The sequence below is a fragment of the Mariprofundus sp. KV genome (genome assembly GCF_013387475.1).
In the GTDB taxonomy this organism is placed as follows: Bacteria; Pseudomonadota; Zetaproteobacteria; order Mariprofundales; family Mariprofundaceae; genus Mariprofundus.
In genome coordinates this window covers 64,590-80,566 of record NZ_VWNB01000007.1, presented here as the reverse complement: position 1 = coordinate 80,566, position 15,977 = coordinate 64,590, and the positions used below count along the sequence as shown (strand labels likewise).

Sequence of the window (15,977 nt, the reverse complement as noted above, 5' to 3'; positions counted from 1 at the left end):
CTCATACCTAAAGCTAAAGACTATTCAGCCCACTTGATCCAGGCGCGCAGGGAGGCAACGATCTTCTCCGGAGGATCCTGATGACTGGCCAACTCGCCCAGTTTGCCATCAGGACGCATCACATAGAGATAGGTTCCGTGGTTCATGGTGTAGTTGCCCTTGGCATTGGGTTTGTTCTTCTCTTTGGGAACCATAAAGGCTTTGGCAGCAGCAGTTATCTCGGCTTCGTTGCCGGTCAGACCGATGATGTCCGGGTGAAAATATCGGGTGTATTTACTCAGCATCTCCGGGGTGTCGCGGTCATGGTCGAGTGAGATGAATACGGCGCGTACCAGCTTCTGTTCATCTTCATCAAGTAGTTTAAGAGCTTTGCCGAAATTCAGCAGGGTGGCAGGGCATATATCCGGGCAGTGGGTATATCCGAAAAAGATGACGCTTACTTTTCCTGCCAGATCAGAGAAAGAGACCGTGCCTTCAGCATTATGTAGTGTGAATTCCGCATTAAACTGCGGATACTTTGTATCAGGCATCTTGTTCAGATTATAGACGCCAAAGCCAATCATGGAGATGGCCAGAATCAGGACAATAATTGGGAACTTACCGATGTTGTTGCTCATGTGGTGGGTTACTCCATAAAAGGGTGGAAGTGGCCTTTGCTGAGAACGAAGCATAACATCTGCATGCAGGGAATACAGGAGGGAAGATGAACCTATGAACGATTATCTCCTCTCGCTGCTCTTCTATCTGGTGCCGGCCAATATCATCGCTGTCACCATTATCATGCTCGGCCATCGCAAAGATGTGCATTTTCACTTTATCGAATATCTCTTTATCTACCTGCCATGGGTTGGGTTTGTGGCTCTCACGCTGGTGATCTTCGGTAGTCTGGATGCGGTACCATCGATGCCGGTGATCAAGGTGTTTCTGCTGGTGCTGCAGTCAATCGGTTCCGGTGTCATGGGTGGCGCGATACTGATGCCCCGACTGGTGATGCGAGACTCCGAGATGAATCCGATCGCCATTACGGCAATCAGTACCACACTGATTACCGTGCTCTATGTGAAATTCAGAATGATGCTGTTTATTATGGTCGAAGGCCTTTCAGCAGCTGTCGATCAGGGTTAAAGCAGTTTTAGATATTCGATGATCTGAGCCCGTTTTTCAGCATCTTTGATGCCGGGGATCTTCATGCGTGTTTTCGGATCTACACCCGTAGGGTTCTCTATCCATGCGTCAAGAGAGGCCTCATCCCATACTTCAACAGGTATACCTTTGGTTTTCGGAGTCTGTCCATAGATGCCCTGTAGTGATGGGCCGACTTTGCGCACATTTTTATCGAGATAGTGACAGGAGCCGCACTCTCTGCGTGTGATATCAGCACCCGGAAGAGACTCATTAGCCAGATTCTGCAAGGTTTTGCCGACAATGTCGTTGCTGTTGCCGCCATCGCCACAGGCGCTCAGGCCTGTTGCAAGAAAGATCGATAGTGCCGAAATAACAACGCGTTTCATGGAAAACCTCTCACTGTTTAAAGTGGCATATACCCTATCATAATTGATGCAGATACTTCACCTCCTGATCAGGCAGTGACAGCATTTAAGGCTGTTTCCTGTTTGCAACAGCGAGAAAATGGCCTGAAAAAGTAATAGTAATGCCTGTGGGGGGCGTATCATAGCCGGAAACTGCATGGAGCAGATCAACAAAGAGCGGGCTGACTGGATTTCAAAAAATGAGGCGAAAGCAGCCAAGCGCGAATAACAGACTCTCTTTTTTACTGGCAGATCACATCACGCAGTAGTTTGAACAGGGCGCGTGATGATTTGGGAGGTTTGTTCTGCAACAGCTCTTTGTTGGCATTGCGAACCAGCTGCCTGATCTGACTGACATCAGCCTGTGGATAGGTAGCCATGAATTCGGTTACTGCATCGTGGCCATCGGCGATCAGACGATCACGCCAGCGCTCGGTGCGGTGAAAGTTCTTATCCTGTTCTTCCTTTTTGGCATCCAGCTCTGAAATGGTTTCAAGGAAGGAGTCGGTATCATCCTGACTTTGGCGTAGTAGCTTGACGATGAACTTGAACTGCCGTTTTTCGGCGCCATGTTTCATCTTCTGCACACTGATCAACGCATTGAACAGCTCTTTAGGCAGATCCATCTTCTCCAGTGCAACCGGATCAAGCCTGGAGAGGCTTCGAGCCAGATCATGCAGCTCTGAAATCTCCCGCTTCTGCTGGGTTCTGTTTAAACGTTCAACGCCCTGAAACTCTTCACTCTCTGTATCATACATGCGGCAAGTGTAGCGAGCCTTCTCCAAGCTGTCCTATGCAAATTTTTAGATTTACGCAGAAGCCCCAGGGCACTCTCTCTTGCGCAAGCGCAATTCACCTGTGGACACAGATAAAGATCAGTAAGAGAAACACATGGCAGCTTGGTGAATGGTAGCTTCTGTTTTTAAGTTTTTTCTATCTGCGAATATCTGCGTTTATCTGTGTCTAATTCAGATGTGCTCACGGGTTTTGTGGAAGGTGATATCGGGCCACTGCTCTTCTGTATAGCTGAGTTTCCAGGCGCTGGGTGCCAGATAGGCCAGGAAGCCATCGGCATCCTCTGCCAGGGCGGAGTCGAACAGACGGGTGAATTCAGCCAGTTTCTTCTCATTATCAGATGTAACCCAGCGGGCAACCTGAAAGTCGGTTGCGACGTAATCTGCATCCACCTTATATTCAGCCTTCAGGCGTGCTACGGTAACATCAAACTGCAGTACACCTACGGCGCCAAGAATATAGTCACCGCCCATGTTGGTTTTGAATACCTGTACCGCGCCCTCTTCAGAGAGCTGGATCAATCCTTTATGCAGTTGTTTACGTTTCATCGGATCGATCAGCCGCACGCGGCGGAATAGTTCAGGAGCGAAGTTCGGAATGCCGGTGAATTTCAGCTCCTCTTTGCTGGTAAAGGTGTCGCCGATCTTTATCGTGCCGTGGTTATGGATACCGATGATGTCACCGGCATAGGCCTCTTCCACATGGGCACGATCCTGTGCCATAAAGATGGTGGCATTGGGGATCTTCACATCTTTACCGATGCGGTGGTGACGCACGCTCATCCCCTTGGTAAATTTACCTGAGCAGATGCGGAAGAATGCGATACGGTCACGATGGGCCGGATCCATATTCGCCTGAATTTTAAAGCAGAAGCCGGAGAAGGCCTCCTCATCCGGATTCACGGAGCGTTGCATTGCTTCACGCGGGCCGGGGTGGGGAGCCAGTTCACAGAAGGCATCGAGCAGCTCTTTAACACCGAAGTTATTGACGGCAGAGCCGAAGAATACAGGAGACTGACTGCCGGCCAGGAAGTGCTCAAGATCAAACGGATCAGCAGCACCCTCCAGCAGTTCGATGTTTTCACGCAGCTCATCGGCCTGCGAACCAAGAAGTTCATCGAGCTTGGGATCATTCAGATCTTCGATATGGATGCTCTTGATGTCGGCGGTTTCAGAGCCTGCCTTAAACAGGTTGATCTCCTTCTTATACAGGTTGTAAACACCCTTAAACGATTTGCCCATGCCGATCGGCCAGGTCATCGGGGTGCACTCGATCTGCAGTTTCTCTTCAATATCGGCAAGAATATCGAGCGGCTCCAGCCCTTCACGGTCGAGTTTGTTGATAAAGGTGACGATAGGGGTGTTGCGCATGCGGCACACCTCCATCAGCTTCTCGGTCTGCGGCTCCACGCCTTTACCTGAATCGATCACCATCATGGCTGAGTCCACAGCAGTGAGGACGCGGTAGGTATCTTCGGAGAAGTCCTGATGGCCCGGTGTATCAAGCAGGTTGACCTCAAAATCTCGTTTGCCGATCTTATAGTTGAACTTCATCACCGATGAGGCGACAGAGATACCGCGCTCCTGCTCGATTTTCATCCAGTCCGATGTGGCATGCCTACTCGCTTTTCGTGCTTTTACAGCACCGGCCATCTGAATCGCACCACCGAACATCAGCAGTTTCTCTGTCAGCGTGGTTTTACCCGCATCCGGATGCGAAATAATACCAAAGGTGCGACGTTTCTCGATTTCAGACTGCAAACTCATGTGACTCTCTCCTGCGAAGGCGCGCAGTCTACATAAGCAAAGGGTGATTGTGGACTGTGTAATATATTTTGAAGAGTCACGACTGAGAGGGTACGGAGATCAACATGAGAGAGATATGGAGTACGATGACCCTTTTGCTGCTGTTGCCACTTCCTTATGCGCAGGCAGCCGAGGTGATTACCTTAACGCAGACAGCCTGTCAGATCATTGAGGCAGAGGCGGATACGGTGCACTACAAGGCATATTCAGCCGATGCGTGTGCAGCAGTGAATGAGAAAACCGGCGAGTTACGACTGCAGAAGGCAACTGCACTGCGTCTGAAAGCCGGAGATTATATATTCCGGGTAAGCAACTGGGATGTTCCCTATGCCCTGGGTTTCTGGTTGCGTGGTGCCGGCCTCTCCAGATATACACTTCCTTCAACGTCTGGTGGTGGTTTGCATACAGGTGCTACAAAGGATTATAGGGTGAGTCTTGAAGCGGGTGAATATCGCTACGCCTGCCCCCTGAACCCAACGCCCGATTATCTGCTGATTGTGGAGTGAGTCTGCTTATGTTGAAACGTTTAATGCCACTTATATTGCTGCTGTTGGTCCTGGGGCTGTTCCTGTTTTTTGATCTGGGGCGTTATCTCAGTTTTGAAGCCTTAAGAGAGCATCGTATGCTGCTCTCCGTCTGGGTATCCGAGCATGCACTTCTTGCTCCGCTACTTTTCATGCTTGTTTATGTTGCGGTCGTCGCTTTTTCACTGCCGGGAGGGCTGGTGATGACAGTGACTGGCGGATTTCTGTTCGGTGCTGTTGCCGGAGGGCTGTATACGGTTGTCGGAGCAACGGTTGGGGCCGTGTTGCTGTTTCTGCTCGCCAAGAGTTCACTGGGTGACTATCTGCTGGCCAAAGCCGGTGATTCAGTGACCAGAATGCAGAAGGGGTTTGCTGATAATGCAATGAGTTACATGCTTGTGCTGAGGTTGGTGCCAATCTTCCCGTTTTTTCTGGTCAATCTGGTACCTGCGTTCCTTGGTGTGCCGCTCAGGGTTTATCTGATCGCCACCTTCTTCGGGATTATGCCGGCCACCTTTGTCTTTGCACTGGCCGGATCAGGGATTGGCAGTCTGCTCGATCAGGGTGGTGAGATTTCACTGCAGGGGGTGATGACCCCTGAAATTCTCGGGGCGCTGTTTGGTCTGGCTCTGTTGAGCCTGATGCCCGTAATCTACAAACGTTTTCGCAAGCCTGCAGCAGAGGAGATAAAGTAATGGATACGATCCATGTAGATATCTGTGTGATTGGTGCCGGATCGGGGGGATTGAGCGTAGCTGCCGGTGCCTCCCAGATGGGGGCGAAAGTGGCACTCATTGAAAAGGGTGAGATGGGCGGCGACTGTCTGAATGCGGGCTGCGTGCCCTCCAAGGCGCTGCTTGCTGCGGCCCATGTCGCACACACATGCCGTGAATCGGCACAGTTTGGCATCCAGGGCACAGAACCGCTGGTCGACTGGTCAACAGTGAATAGGCATGTGCAGCAGGTGATTGCATCGATTGCACCGAATGATTCACAGGAACGCTTTGAGGGTTTGGGTGTCACCGTGATTCGTGCCGCTGCAAGTTTTATCGATAGCGATACGGTCAGAGCCGGAGATCAACTGATCAGGGCGAAGTACTTTGTTCTTGCGACCGGCTCATCACCTTTTGTTCCACCGATTGAAGGGTTGAACGAGGTTCCCTATCTCACCAATGAGAATCTTTTTTCTAATCGTGAAGCCGTAAAACACCTGATTGTCATTGGTGGCGGTCCGATTGGTATAGAGATGGCGCAGGCACACAGGCGCCTTGGTGCCAAAGTGACGGTGATGGAGATGGCCCGTCTGCTGATGAAAGATGACCCGGAATTGACGAAGATCGTTATTCAGAGGCTGCAGCAGGAGGGGGTTGAATTTCATGAAGGGGGGCGAGACCTCCGGCTTGAGAAAACCGCTGATGGAAGAATCGCAGCATATTGTAACACCGATGGCGGGGCGCAGTGCGTTATCGGATCTCATCTGCTGATTGCCACTGGTCGCCGTGCCAATGTCAGTGGTCTGAATCTTGAAACAGCAGGCATCAGATACTCACCGCATGGTGTTGATGTTGATGCCCGTCTGCGCACCAGTAACAAAAAGGTGTTTGCCATTGGTGATGTGGCAGGCCCATACCAGTTTACCCATATGGCTGCCTATCAGGCTGGTATTGTGATTCGTAACATGCTCTTCAAGTTGCCTGCCAAAGTGGATTATTCGGCAGTGCCATGGGTGACCTTCACAGACCCTGAGCTTGCCCATGTCGGACTCTCTGAAGCAGATGCAGTTAAGACGGGAATAGCGATTCGTGTGCTGCGCTGGAGCTTTGCTGAGAATGACCGTGCTCAGGCCGAGAGACGGAGCGAAGGGATGATCAAGGTGATTACAACGCCGAAAGGCGTAATCCTTGGTGCAGGTATCGCTGGACTGCACGCCGGTGAATTGATTCAGCCGTGGATCCTGGCCATAAGCCAGAAAATGAAGATCGGGGCTATGGCCTCAATGATTGCGCCATACCCGACATTGGCTGAAGCCAATAAACGCATTGCAGGACGTTTTTACACAGACAAACTCTTCTCCAGCGCTACCCGCAGGGTGGTCAGCTTGCTGTTGAAAATATGACGCACCACCTAAAAGCCGGTTTGCAAGTAGGGAAATTCCTGTCTATGCTGTTTCTGTCACACGAATTCTTTGGAGGAGGGAGTGTTATGAAACGTTTTATATGGTTTTTTATTCTGACATGTTGTGGTCTGCAAAGCGCGCAGGCGGGTGGTTTTATGATTGGCGAGATGGCCACCCGTTCGACAGGTATGGGTAGTGCCTTTACTGCCATCGCTGATGATGCTTCTGCGGCATGGCATAATCCCGCTGGTGTGGCATTCACTCAGGGTGGTCAGATTATGGTCGGTAGTGATCTGATCCTCACAAGCAATCAGTATGAGCGCGCTACAGTAACCAAAGCGAAGGATGGTACTTTTTTCGTTCCCCATGCCTATTTCACCTATTGGGATGAAGGCTCCAAGTTGGGAGCGGCTTTAAGCATCAACGCTCCGTTTGGTCTAGAGACGGACTGGCCGACAACAGCTCCTTTCGCCGGAAAAAACACCTTTTCGCGCATCAATATGGTGCTGGTTAATCCCAGTATAGTATTCCAGCTCTCTGACCGTTTCTCTTTTGCTGCAGGTGTAGATTATGCCTATTTGAATCAGGTGGATCTGAACAATACAGCACAGAATCTGAGCGGTAGCGGTGATGGTTGGGGTGGTAATGCCTCAATTTTCTATAAGGGTGACGGCTTTAATTTCGGTATTAACTATCGCAGCAGAATAAAGGTGGATCTGAAGGGAACAGCACGGGCTCTGGGCGCTTTTGCACTGTTGACGGGTGCTACCAGTTCATCGGCTACTACCTCTGTTACACTGCCTGATCAGGTCAATGTCGGCCTTGCTTTCATGCCGAATGATCAGTGGACAATTAGTCTGGATGCCGACTGGGTGAACTGGAAAACCTATGATGCGATCAACATTCGTTATAACAGTGCCCTCTACCGTGCTCAGCTATCTGCGCTGCAGGGTGTTCTGGGAGGCCCGGTTACCGGTCAAACTGATCTGCCTCAGAACTGGAAGGCAACCGTTGACCTCAGAGCGGGTGCAGAGTGGAAGTATCTTCCTCACCTGAGAGCTCGAGTCGGTTATGTTTTTTCTCCCACACCTATCAGGGATGCCGATTTCTCACCATCTGTGCCGGGTAATGATCGGCATATCGTATCGATCGGCCACGGTTATGATGTGAATCCGGATACGACAATTGATCTGGCTTATGCCTACGTTTATATCCGGACCCGAAACCAGACAGCGTCAGCGGTAGGTCCTTACCCCGGTTCACCGAACACTGTGAAAAACGGTATCTATACAGGTGATGCCCATATCATCATGGCATCACTCAGTTATCGTTTCTGATCTGTCTTATGAGTGATTGAAGGGGGCCAGCTGGCCCCCTTTATTGTTGGGTGAATGAGAGATACGAAGCTATACTGTAGACAAAAGGTTAGTTTCTTTTTCCTGACCACAGGAGGTTGCCATGTTGTGGATGCTTATTCTGGCCCTGTTTTTCGGTGTTCTGTTTCTGTTGGCCAACACCAAACTCTCTCTGCATATCTGGCTTGCCCTGTTAACAATCTCTGATTTCCTGCTCATCGGAGCAGGCCTGAATATGACAATCGGAAGCATACTCTTTGTTCTGATTGCGCTGGCTTTTTTACTGCTCGGTTTTGATGAGATTCGCAAAAGCCGGGTCAGTAGCCCAATTCTGACATATATCCGTAAAGTGCTACCACCGATGTCACAGACTGAGCGTGATGCGGTAGAGGCCGGAACTGTTTGGTGGGATGCAGAACTTTTTCAGGGTAATCCCGATTGGGATATCCTGCTGAAAACCCCTAAAGCGCAGTTAAGCAGTGAGGAGCAGGCCTTTCTTGATGGGCCGGTAAATGAGCTCTGTGCCATGCTCAATGACTGGCAGATTAACCATGAGCTTCGCGATCTTCCACCTGAGGTGTGGCATTATATTCGCAGCCATGGTTTCTTCGCCATGATTATCCCGAAATCCTACGGTGGCCTTGAGTTCTCAGCCTATGCACATGCCTGTGTGATTCAGAAGATCGCCAGCCGTAGCGGTGCGGCGGCGGTGACGGTGATGGTGCCCAATTCGCTGGGGCCGGCCGAGCTCCTTATGGCCTATGGAACAGAGGAACAGAAGAATCACTATCTGCCACGCTTGGCAGCTGGTGATGAGGTGCCCTGTTTTGCACTGACCGGCCCGGATGCCGGCTCGGATGCCGGCTCAATTCCCGATACAGGTATCGTCTGCAACATCGAGTTTGAAGGAGAACAGCGGTTGGGTCTCAGACTGAACTGGGAGAAGCGCTATATCACCCTTGGCCCGATTGCTACCGTGCTGGGTCTGGCATTTCACGCCTATGATCCTGACCATCTGCTGGGTGATCAGGAGGATCTGGGCATCACCTGCGCACTGGTGCCAACCGATTTTCCCGGTATCGAGATTGGTGCCCGTCATGATCCGTTGAATATCGCCTTTCTTAATGGCCCGAACCGTGGTGTGGATGTGATCATTCCGCTGGATTGGGTCATTGGCGGTGAGAAGATGATCGGTAAGGGGTGGCGCATGCTGGTTGAACGGCTCTCCATTGGCCGTGGTATTTCACTGCCTTCACTTAGTGCCGCAGCCGGTAAGATGGCGTGTGACACAACCGGCGCCTATGCCCGGCTGCGCAAACAGTTCAGGACATCTATTGGTAACTTTGAGGGGGTGGAGGAGGCGCTGGCACGCATTGGCGGCCTGACCTATATGATGGATGCCACAGTACGATTAACCACCTCAGCACTTGATCAGGGCGAGAAACCGGCTGTGCTGACTGCGATCGCCAAACGCTATTTGACCGAGAGCATGCGTGTGGTGATCAATGATGCAATGGATGTGCATGGTGGACGCGGCATCTGTCTGGGGCCATCCAACTACCTTGGTCGCACCTACCAGTCGATTCCGGTCGCCATCACCGTGGAGGGGGCGAATATACTGACTCGCAGTATGATGGTGTTCGGGCAGGGGGCGATGCGTTGTCATCCCTATCTGCAACAGGAGATTGAAGCAGCTTCGCTTGAGGATAGGGATGAAGCACTTCTGCGCTTTGATGCCGCCCTGATGTCACATGTCGGCTACACCATTGCCAATGCCGCCAGAGCAGTGCTCTATGGCCTTTCAGGGGCTCTGTTTGCCTCATCCCCGGTTGCAGGGCCAACCGCCACCTACTATCGGCAAATCGCCCGTTACAGTGCCGCCATGGCTGCCATGGCTGATCTGGCACTGTTAACACTTGGAGGAGCACTGAAACGCAAGGAGTCGATATCAGGTCGCTTTGCTGATGCCATGGCTTATCTCTATCTGACTTCAGCTGTGCTTAAACGCTATGAGGATGAGGGGCGATGCAGAGCTGACCTGCCGCTGGTGCACTGGTCATGCCAGTTTGCCCTTTATCAGGTACAGCAGGCCCTTGATGGTATCATTCGCAACTTTCCGCTGCGACCTGTGGCATGGAAAATGCGTGCCTGGGCCTTTCCCTTGGGCGTGCACCGCAAACCGCCGGGGGATCGTCTGACACATCAGGTGGCCAGCATGCTGATCGAACCATCAGCTGCGCGTGAGCGGCTTGTTGATGGCATCTATAACCCGGAGGATAAAGATGACCTGACCGGCTGCCTGCACCACGCTATGGCGCTGACCATACAGGTTGAACCGATTGAGAAGCAGCTTCGCACTGCCGGTTTTATCTATACGCCGGAAACCACTTACGCGGCATGGATCGAAACAGCAGTGACGGCTGAGAAGATCAGCAGAGAGGAGGCTGATCTGCTGTTGGCTGCAAAAGAGGCCGTGCGAAAAGCGATTATGGTTGACGATTTTGCCGGTGATTTGTGGTCGAAGTGACGGGTTGAAAAGCCGGACTAAAGACCGCCGCTGATCTTCCAGCCATCGGCTGCTTTGGTCAGATCAAGGCGTTCGCGCTGGGCAATGGCACGCCACTGATCATCAGCTTTAACCCTGAGTATGTAACTCTGTTCACACTGGGCATGGGTATCATCGACAAAATAGATGGTGCGGTCACTGGAGCTCATCTCCATCGTATCGAATTGAAAAAAGAGTGCTTCCACCCTTGCGAGCAGATCCGAGGTGGTTTGACCATTATGGTTGTAATCATGATACAGCAGGGCACTGTAACTGTTGATGTTGCGGCTGCTGACCGCCTGATCGCGGGCATCAAGCAGCTGATGAATATCCTGTTTGTCGCCACCACATGCACTGAGCAGCAGCGTCAGGATCACTGCCATGCACTGGATCGGTCTCTGTTGCAGGTGTCGGAGCACTTATAAGTCTCTGATCAACTCAGAGGAAATCTTTAGCTTTGCTGCTCCATCTGCTGTCGGGATAGTTGTGCCTGAGCAGCAGTGCCATCTGGCGGGCATCCTTGCTCAACCCCATTTCAGCATAGGAGGCTGCAAGGTAGTAGAGTGACTCTTCAATGGCCGATGTGGTCTGGTACTCTTTAACAACCTTCTGGAAACGGTTGGCTGCAGCCACATAGCGATCTTGGTCAAAGTAGTACTTGCCGACCAGCAGTTCATGTTCGCCGATTGAGTTGTACAGTTTCTGAATACGCGGCTGCACATCTTTGGCATATTTGCTTGTCGGGTGTTCCCTGATCAGTCGCTCAAAGCTCTCAATGGCCTTCTTGTTGTGTGTCTGATCATGCTCCTTGGTGCTGCGCTGCATGTAGTAGCTCATGGCCAGCATGTATTTGGCATAATCGATATGTTTGTGTTTGGGGTGACGTTCAATGAAGCTCTCGCTCAGGGTTTCAGTCAGTGTGTATTCGCCACCACGGTAGGCAGAGAAGATACGCAGCAGCTCACCCTTGGTGGCATAACTGCTGTAAGGAAAGGTGGCACTGAACTTTTCCAGGTCAAATGCGGCGGCATTGTACTGTCCCAGATTGATCTTCTGCTTGGCAGCGTCGTACTGTTTTTCCGCACCCGCCTTATCATAGGCTTCGTCGGTGGCACAGCCTGAGAGGAGAAGCAGTAAAGAGGCGATCGAAAGTTGGCTAAAGAGGCGGATATTCATGACTGCGGAGTTTACGGTGTAGAGGGCAGCGCGACAACGCCCAGATGACGTCCGCTGTTTTTGCCATCCCTGCGATAGGAGTAGAAGCGCTCAGGATCACATGCCGTGCAGTCAGAAAAGATCTCCACGCGCTGCGCACTCACGCCGCTCTGCAGCAGCTGCAGTCGATTGATGGCCTGAAGATCCGCATGTAACTCAGGCTGATCACCGATGCAGTTGTCAGCACCGGCACAGCTGGCGGCAAGCTGGTCGGCGGCATCTCTGCCTATCTTAAAACAGCATGGGCCGATACAGGGGCCAAGTGAGGCGATGATATGCTCCTGCGCTGCACCAAGCGTGACCATCTCTTCCACAGCCCGGCAGACAACTCCGGCAGCTGTGCCACGCCAACCGGCATGCACCGCCGCGATGATACCGTTTTGCGGATCTGCCAGCAGAACCGGCAGGCAGTCTGCGGTGCGAACAGCAAGGGCAGTGCCCGGATCCCGGCTAATCAGGATATCGGCTTCCTGCCGGTGCATCTGGCCGGGGCCGCTACAGCGGTAACTTGTGTTGCCATGAACCTGAATCACTTGATGCGGCTGACTCTCCAAGCCCGCGACAGTTACAAGGCGGTTCAGGTTGCGCTTAATAGCGGATTCACTATCGCCCAAACCGCTACCGAAATTAAAGCTGTCGAAAGGGGGAGGGCTGAAGCCGCCGCTACGCTGTGTGAAAACTGCGGTGATGGTGTGCTGCCTGAACAGTTCAGAGCAAAGCAGCTGTTCAGCCATAGTTCTGGCGCATCGCCTTATCAAGTTTGCGTAGATCTTCGGGAAGGGGTGCAGTGATATGCAGTGCCTCACCTGTTACAGGGTGGGTAAAGGCGAGCAGTTCAGCGTGCAGCGCCTGACGGGTCAGTGCACGGATCAGGCTGCGTGTCGGTTCCGGTATATTGGAACCGGGATTAAAGCTGCGGCCGTAAACCGGGTCACCGAGAATGGGTAGTTTTTCGTGGGTCAGATGCACGCGAATCTGATGCGTGCGGCCGGTATGCAGCTGCAGACGCATCTGTGAAAAGGGGCCATAGATATGTTCAACCGTGGCATCGGTGATCGCTTCGCGCCCACCATGCACGACTGCCATCTTCTGGCGCTGCTGGGGGTGTCTTGCCAGCGGCAGTTCAATGCGTTTAACGCGCCAGTTTGTTGTGCCGCGACACCAGGCGACGTACTGGCGATCCAGATCGTGGGTGGCAAACATCTCGGTGAGTCGACGATGGGTGATTTCGGTTTTAGCCACCAGCAGGCTGCCAGAGGTATCCTTATCAAGCCGGTGCACGATGCCGGGTCGCTCTTTGCCGTTGATGCCGGGCAAATCGCAGCAGTGGTGTAGCAGGGCATGCACAAGTGTCCCATGGTCATGACCATGAGAAGGGTGCACCACCATACCTGCCGGCTTGTTGATCACCAGCAGATGCTCATCTTCAAAGAGGATATCCAGCGGAATATCTTCGGCACTGAGCTCCAGCGGCTGCACAGGCGGCAGCTTGATGGTGAAGCAGTCACCCTCAACGACACGTCGTGAAGGCTGGGTGATTGCTGATCCGGAGGCATCAACGATGCACCCGTCCTTGAGCAGTTGCTGGATGTGATTGCGGCTCAGCTCACTGACTGCAGCAAGCAGTGCATCAACGCGTTTACCATCCTGATCACGACTAACCGTGATGATCAGTGGCTCGGGTAAATTAGCGTTGCTCACTCGCCCTGTGACGCGGCAGCTTCAGGCTTCCTCTCCTGCTGAACAGCAGCTTGTGGCTGGCTCTCCTGAGTAGGAGCTTGTGGCTGGTTCTCCTGAGGGGCAGCAGTGTCAGGGCTCTTCTCCTTAGCCGGTCTCCTGGTGCGGGCCGGTTTCTGGTCATCAGCCTGAGCAGTTGGTGCGGTATTGCTCTCTCCACCATCATGCTGACTGTTCTCCTGGCCCTGGGTCGGAGCACCATCTCTGTTGCCGGAAGGGCGACGGCGACGGCGACGGCGACGGCGAGGTTTTGCCTCGGAGCTCTCGCCACTGTCACCCGCTTCAGCCTGTACAACATCAGTCGGCACCACATCGGTTTTTTCAACCTTCGGTTTGGGTTTGCGTTTGCGTTTGGGGCGCTGCGTTTCACTGCGCGGCTGATCGTTCTGAGCTGCAGTGCCTTCCTCGTTCTCTTTTGCAGCACTGTTGCCAGCCGGACGACGGCGACCTCTGTTGCCTGTGCCACTGCTGCGGCGCTTGCGACTGTTAGCCGCCGCCTCCTGTTTCAGGCGCAGCTCTTCCTCTTCCGCCTGTTTCTGCAGCTTCTCTTTGCGACTGGCACCGGTGAGGATGTTGATCAACGTCTTCAGTGGGCCATCTTTTTTCACTTCAGGCTCAGGCGGTGGCGGTGTTGGGATACCAACCACCGGTTTCACAGGTTTAAGCTTGCGGCCTGAACGTGGTGGTTTGATCTTTTTGCTGGTGTCTTCAAGCACTTCAACACGCTGCTGATTGTTTTCACTCCACTGACGCTCAATGCGGTAGTGCGGAATATCGAGATCAGGCCTGATCTGCAGGGTGATCTGAACCTCATTGACCTCTTCGATGCGGGCTATGTTGGCGCGTTTGTTGTTCATAAGGTACTCGCCGGTATCCGATGGTACCTGCACGATCAGCGTCGGTTTCTTGCCGGCCTCTGCCCAATCTTCCATACGGGTGAGCATCTGCAGTGCCATCGATTCCACCGTGCGGATGGAACCGCGACCCTGACAGCGCGGGCACGGCTCGGTAGTGGATTCACGTACCGACGGGTGCAGACGCTGACGGCTCATCTCAAGAAGACCGAAACGGGAGATGCGGGCAAACTGGATGCGAGCCTTGTCACCCTTACACGCCTTGCGCAATACCTCTTCAACCTGCTGGCCATGCTTGCGGCTGGCCATATCGATAAAGTCGATAACAATCAGGCCTCCGATATCACGGATACGCAGCTGGCGGGCGATCTCTTCAGCCGCCTCCAGATTGATGGCCAGGGCAGTATCATCGATATGTTTGCCTTTGGTGGCGCGTGAGGAGTTGATGTCGATCGCAGTCAGCGCTTCGGTCGGATCAAGCACAATCGAACCGCCGGAGGGAAGACGGATTTCACGCTCATGAATCTCTTCACATTGCGATTCGATATTGTAGCTGCGGAACAGCGGAACTTTACCGCGATAGAGTTTAACCAGCTTCTCTTTACCCGGCAGTACCGCGTGTACAAAGGCTTTGGTGTGGGTGTAGACCTCATGGTTATCAACCCAGATCTCCTGTACATCATCGGAGAAGTGGTCACGAATTGCACGTGTTGCCAGATCACCCTCAAGATAGATCAGGGCAGGTGACGGGGTGGTTTCACTCTTGATACGAATCTCATCCCAGAGACGGCGCAGATAGCTGTAGTCGCGCTGCAGCGCTTCAAGGTTCTGATCTTTACCGGCAGTGCGGATAATCAGTCCCATGTTATCGGGAACCTCAAGCTGGGAGAGGATCTCTTTCATCGAGCGGCGCTCTTCATCGGAGAGCTTGCGCGAGATGCCGCCACGTGTGGTGTTGGGGCTCAAGACCAGGTAGCGACCGGCCAGAGAGATCTGGGTGGTCAGGGCTGCGCCTTTATTGCCGCGCTCCTCTTTGACCACCTGAACCAGAATCTCCTGTTTCGGTTGCAGGATATCCTGAATGGAGAGGTTGCGCGGGTTAGCCGATTTATCGACACCATCTTTCCAGTAGTCGGGGTGAATCTCGTTCAGCGACAGGAAACCCTGTCTGGCTGAGCCGTATTCGACAAAGGCAGCCTGCAGGCTCGCCTCGACTTTGGTGATTTTACCCTTGTAGATATTACTTTTGGTCAGGGCTTTGCTGGCACATTCGATATCCAGTTCGTGCAGGTAGCCGTCCTCAACAATGGCAACACGACTCTCTTCGTCGTGGTTTGCATTGATGAGCATGAGTTTTTTTGGTGCAGTCACGCCATCATCCTTTTGGCGCTTGAGAGACCTCTGAATTACAGATCGGTGGCAGACCGGTTGCATAGAACAGCTCTGCCAAAAGGCCGAATAGTCACACTGCTTAAGATAGAAAAATCCCATACAGTTACTGA

General features: G+C 52.7%; 15 protein-coding genes. 6 read left to right on the top strand and 9 right to left on the bottom strand.

Annotated features, from left to right (window positions below):
- Positions 1–20 precede the first annotated feature (20 nt).
- The gene (locus F3F93_RS07130; RefSeq protein ID WP_176958486.1) at positions 21–617 is read right to left on the bottom strand and encodes an SCO family protein; all 597 of its coding nucleotides are present in this window, start codon (positions 615–617) and stop codon (positions 21–23) included.
- 94 nt (positions 618–711) lie between these two features.
- Here F3F93_RS07130 and F3F93_RS07125 point away from each other — a divergent pair, with 94 nt between their 5' ends.
- Positions 712–1,125, top strand: coding sequence for a hypothetical protein (locus F3F93_RS07125; protein WP_176958485.1), 414 nt, complete (start codon positions 712–714; stop codon positions 1,123–1,125).
- On the opposite strand, the gene F3F93_RS07120 is transcribed toward F3F93_RS07125, so the two are convergent.
- From F3F93_RS07120 to F3F93_RS07110, 3 genes are all read right to left on the bottom strand, one after another.
- Positions 1,122–1,511: a c-type cytochrome gene (locus tag F3F93_RS07120; RefSeq protein ID WP_176958484.1), complete on the bottom strand. Its 390-nt coding sequence runs from the start codon at positions 1,509–1,511 to the stop codon at positions 1,122–1,124. The genes F3F93_RS07125 and F3F93_RS07120 overlap by 4 nt on opposite strands.
- A 260-nt stretch (positions 1,512–1,771) precedes the next feature.
- Entirely contained in the window at positions 1,772–2,287 is a 516-nt protein-coding gene (gene yjgA, locus F3F93_RS07115; protein WP_176958483.1) for a ribosome biogenesis factor YjgA, read from the bottom strand.
- 210 nt (positions 2,288–2,497) lie between these two features.
- A complete protein-coding gene (locus tag F3F93_RS07110) occupies positions 2,498–4,090 on the bottom strand; it encodes a peptide chain release factor 3 (RefSeq protein WP_176958482.1) in 1,593 nt (530 codons plus the stop codon).
- 104 nt (positions 4,091–4,194) lie between these two features.
- Between F3F93_RS07110 and F3F93_RS07105 the strand changes: the two genes are divergently transcribed.
- From F3F93_RS07105 to F3F93_RS07085, 5 genes are all read left to right on the top strand, one after another.
- The gene (locus tag F3F93_RS07105) at positions 4,195–4,635 is read left to right on the top strand and encodes a hypothetical protein (protein WP_176958481.1); all 441 of its coding nucleotides are present in this window, start codon (positions 4,195–4,197) and stop codon (positions 4,633–4,635) included.
- A gap of 8 nt (positions 4,636–4,643) precedes the next feature.
- A complete protein-coding gene (locus F3F93_RS07100) occupies positions 4,644–5,348 on the top strand; it encodes a TVP38/TMEM64 family protein (RefSeq protein ID WP_176958480.1) in 705 nt (234 codons plus the stop codon).
- Positions 5,348–6,769, top strand: a complete 1,422-nt coding sequence (locus F3F93_RS07095; protein ID WP_176958479.1) for an FAD-dependent oxidoreductase — start codon at positions 5,348–5,350, stop codon at positions 6,767–6,769. The genes F3F93_RS07100 and F3F93_RS07095 overlap by 1 nt, the downstream gene beginning before the upstream one ends.
- Before the next feature lie 86 nt (positions 6,770–6,855).
- Positions 6,856–8,106 carry an outer membrane protein transport protein gene (locus F3F93_RS07090; protein ID WP_176958478.1) on the top strand — a complete coding sequence of 417 codons (1,251 nt, stop codon included), beginning with the start codon at positions 6,856–6,858 and terminating at the stop codon, positions 8,104–8,106.
- Positions 8,107–8,227: 121 nt separating this feature from the next.
- Complete coding sequence (locus tag F3F93_RS07085) at positions 8,228–10,651, top strand: acyl-CoA dehydrogenase (RefSeq protein ID WP_176958477.1); 2,424 nt, start codon at positions 8,228–8,230, stop codon at positions 10,649–10,651.
- 17 nt (positions 10,652–10,668) lie between these two features.
- Here the strand turns inward: F3F93_RS07085 and F3F93_RS07080 are convergent, their stop codons facing one another.
- Genes F3F93_RS07080 through F3F93_RS07060 form a run of 5 tightly spaced genes read right to left on the bottom strand, consistent with a single transcriptional unit; the run spans position 10,669 to position 15,846 of the window.
- The gene (locus F3F93_RS07080; protein WP_176958476.1) at positions 10,669–11,052 is read right to left on the bottom strand and encodes a hypothetical protein; all 384 of its coding nucleotides are present in this window, start codon (positions 11,050–11,052) and stop codon (positions 10,669–10,671) included.
- Positions 11,053–11,107: 55 nt separating this feature from the next.
- Complete coding sequence (locus tag F3F93_RS07075; RefSeq protein WP_176958475.1) at positions 11,108–11,845, bottom strand: outer membrane protein assembly factor BamD; 738 nt, start codon at positions 11,843–11,845, stop codon at positions 11,108–11,110.
- Positions 11,846–11,856: 11 nt separating this feature from the next.
- Positions 11,857–12,618 (bottom strand): peptidoglycan editing factor PgeF, encoded by a 762-nt coding sequence (gene pgeF / locus F3F93_RS07070; RefSeq protein WP_176958474.1) that lies wholly within the window; start codon positions 12,616–12,618, stop codon positions 11,857–11,859.
- The gene (locus tag F3F93_RS07065) at positions 12,611–13,585 is read right to left on the bottom strand and encodes an RluA family pseudouridine synthase (protein ID WP_176958473.1); all 975 of its coding nucleotides are present in this window, start codon (positions 13,583–13,585) and stop codon (positions 12,611–12,613) included. Before F3F93_RS07065 ends, pgeF begins: the two co-directional genes overlap by 8 nt.
- Positions 13,582–15,846: an Rne/Rng family ribonuclease gene (locus F3F93_RS07060; RefSeq protein ID WP_347239221.1), complete on the bottom strand. Its 2,265-nt coding sequence runs from the start codon at positions 15,844–15,846 to the stop codon at positions 13,582–13,584. Before F3F93_RS07060 ends, F3F93_RS07065 begins: the two co-directional genes overlap by 4 nt.
- Between the last annotated feature and the right edge of the window lie 131 nt (positions 15,847–15,977).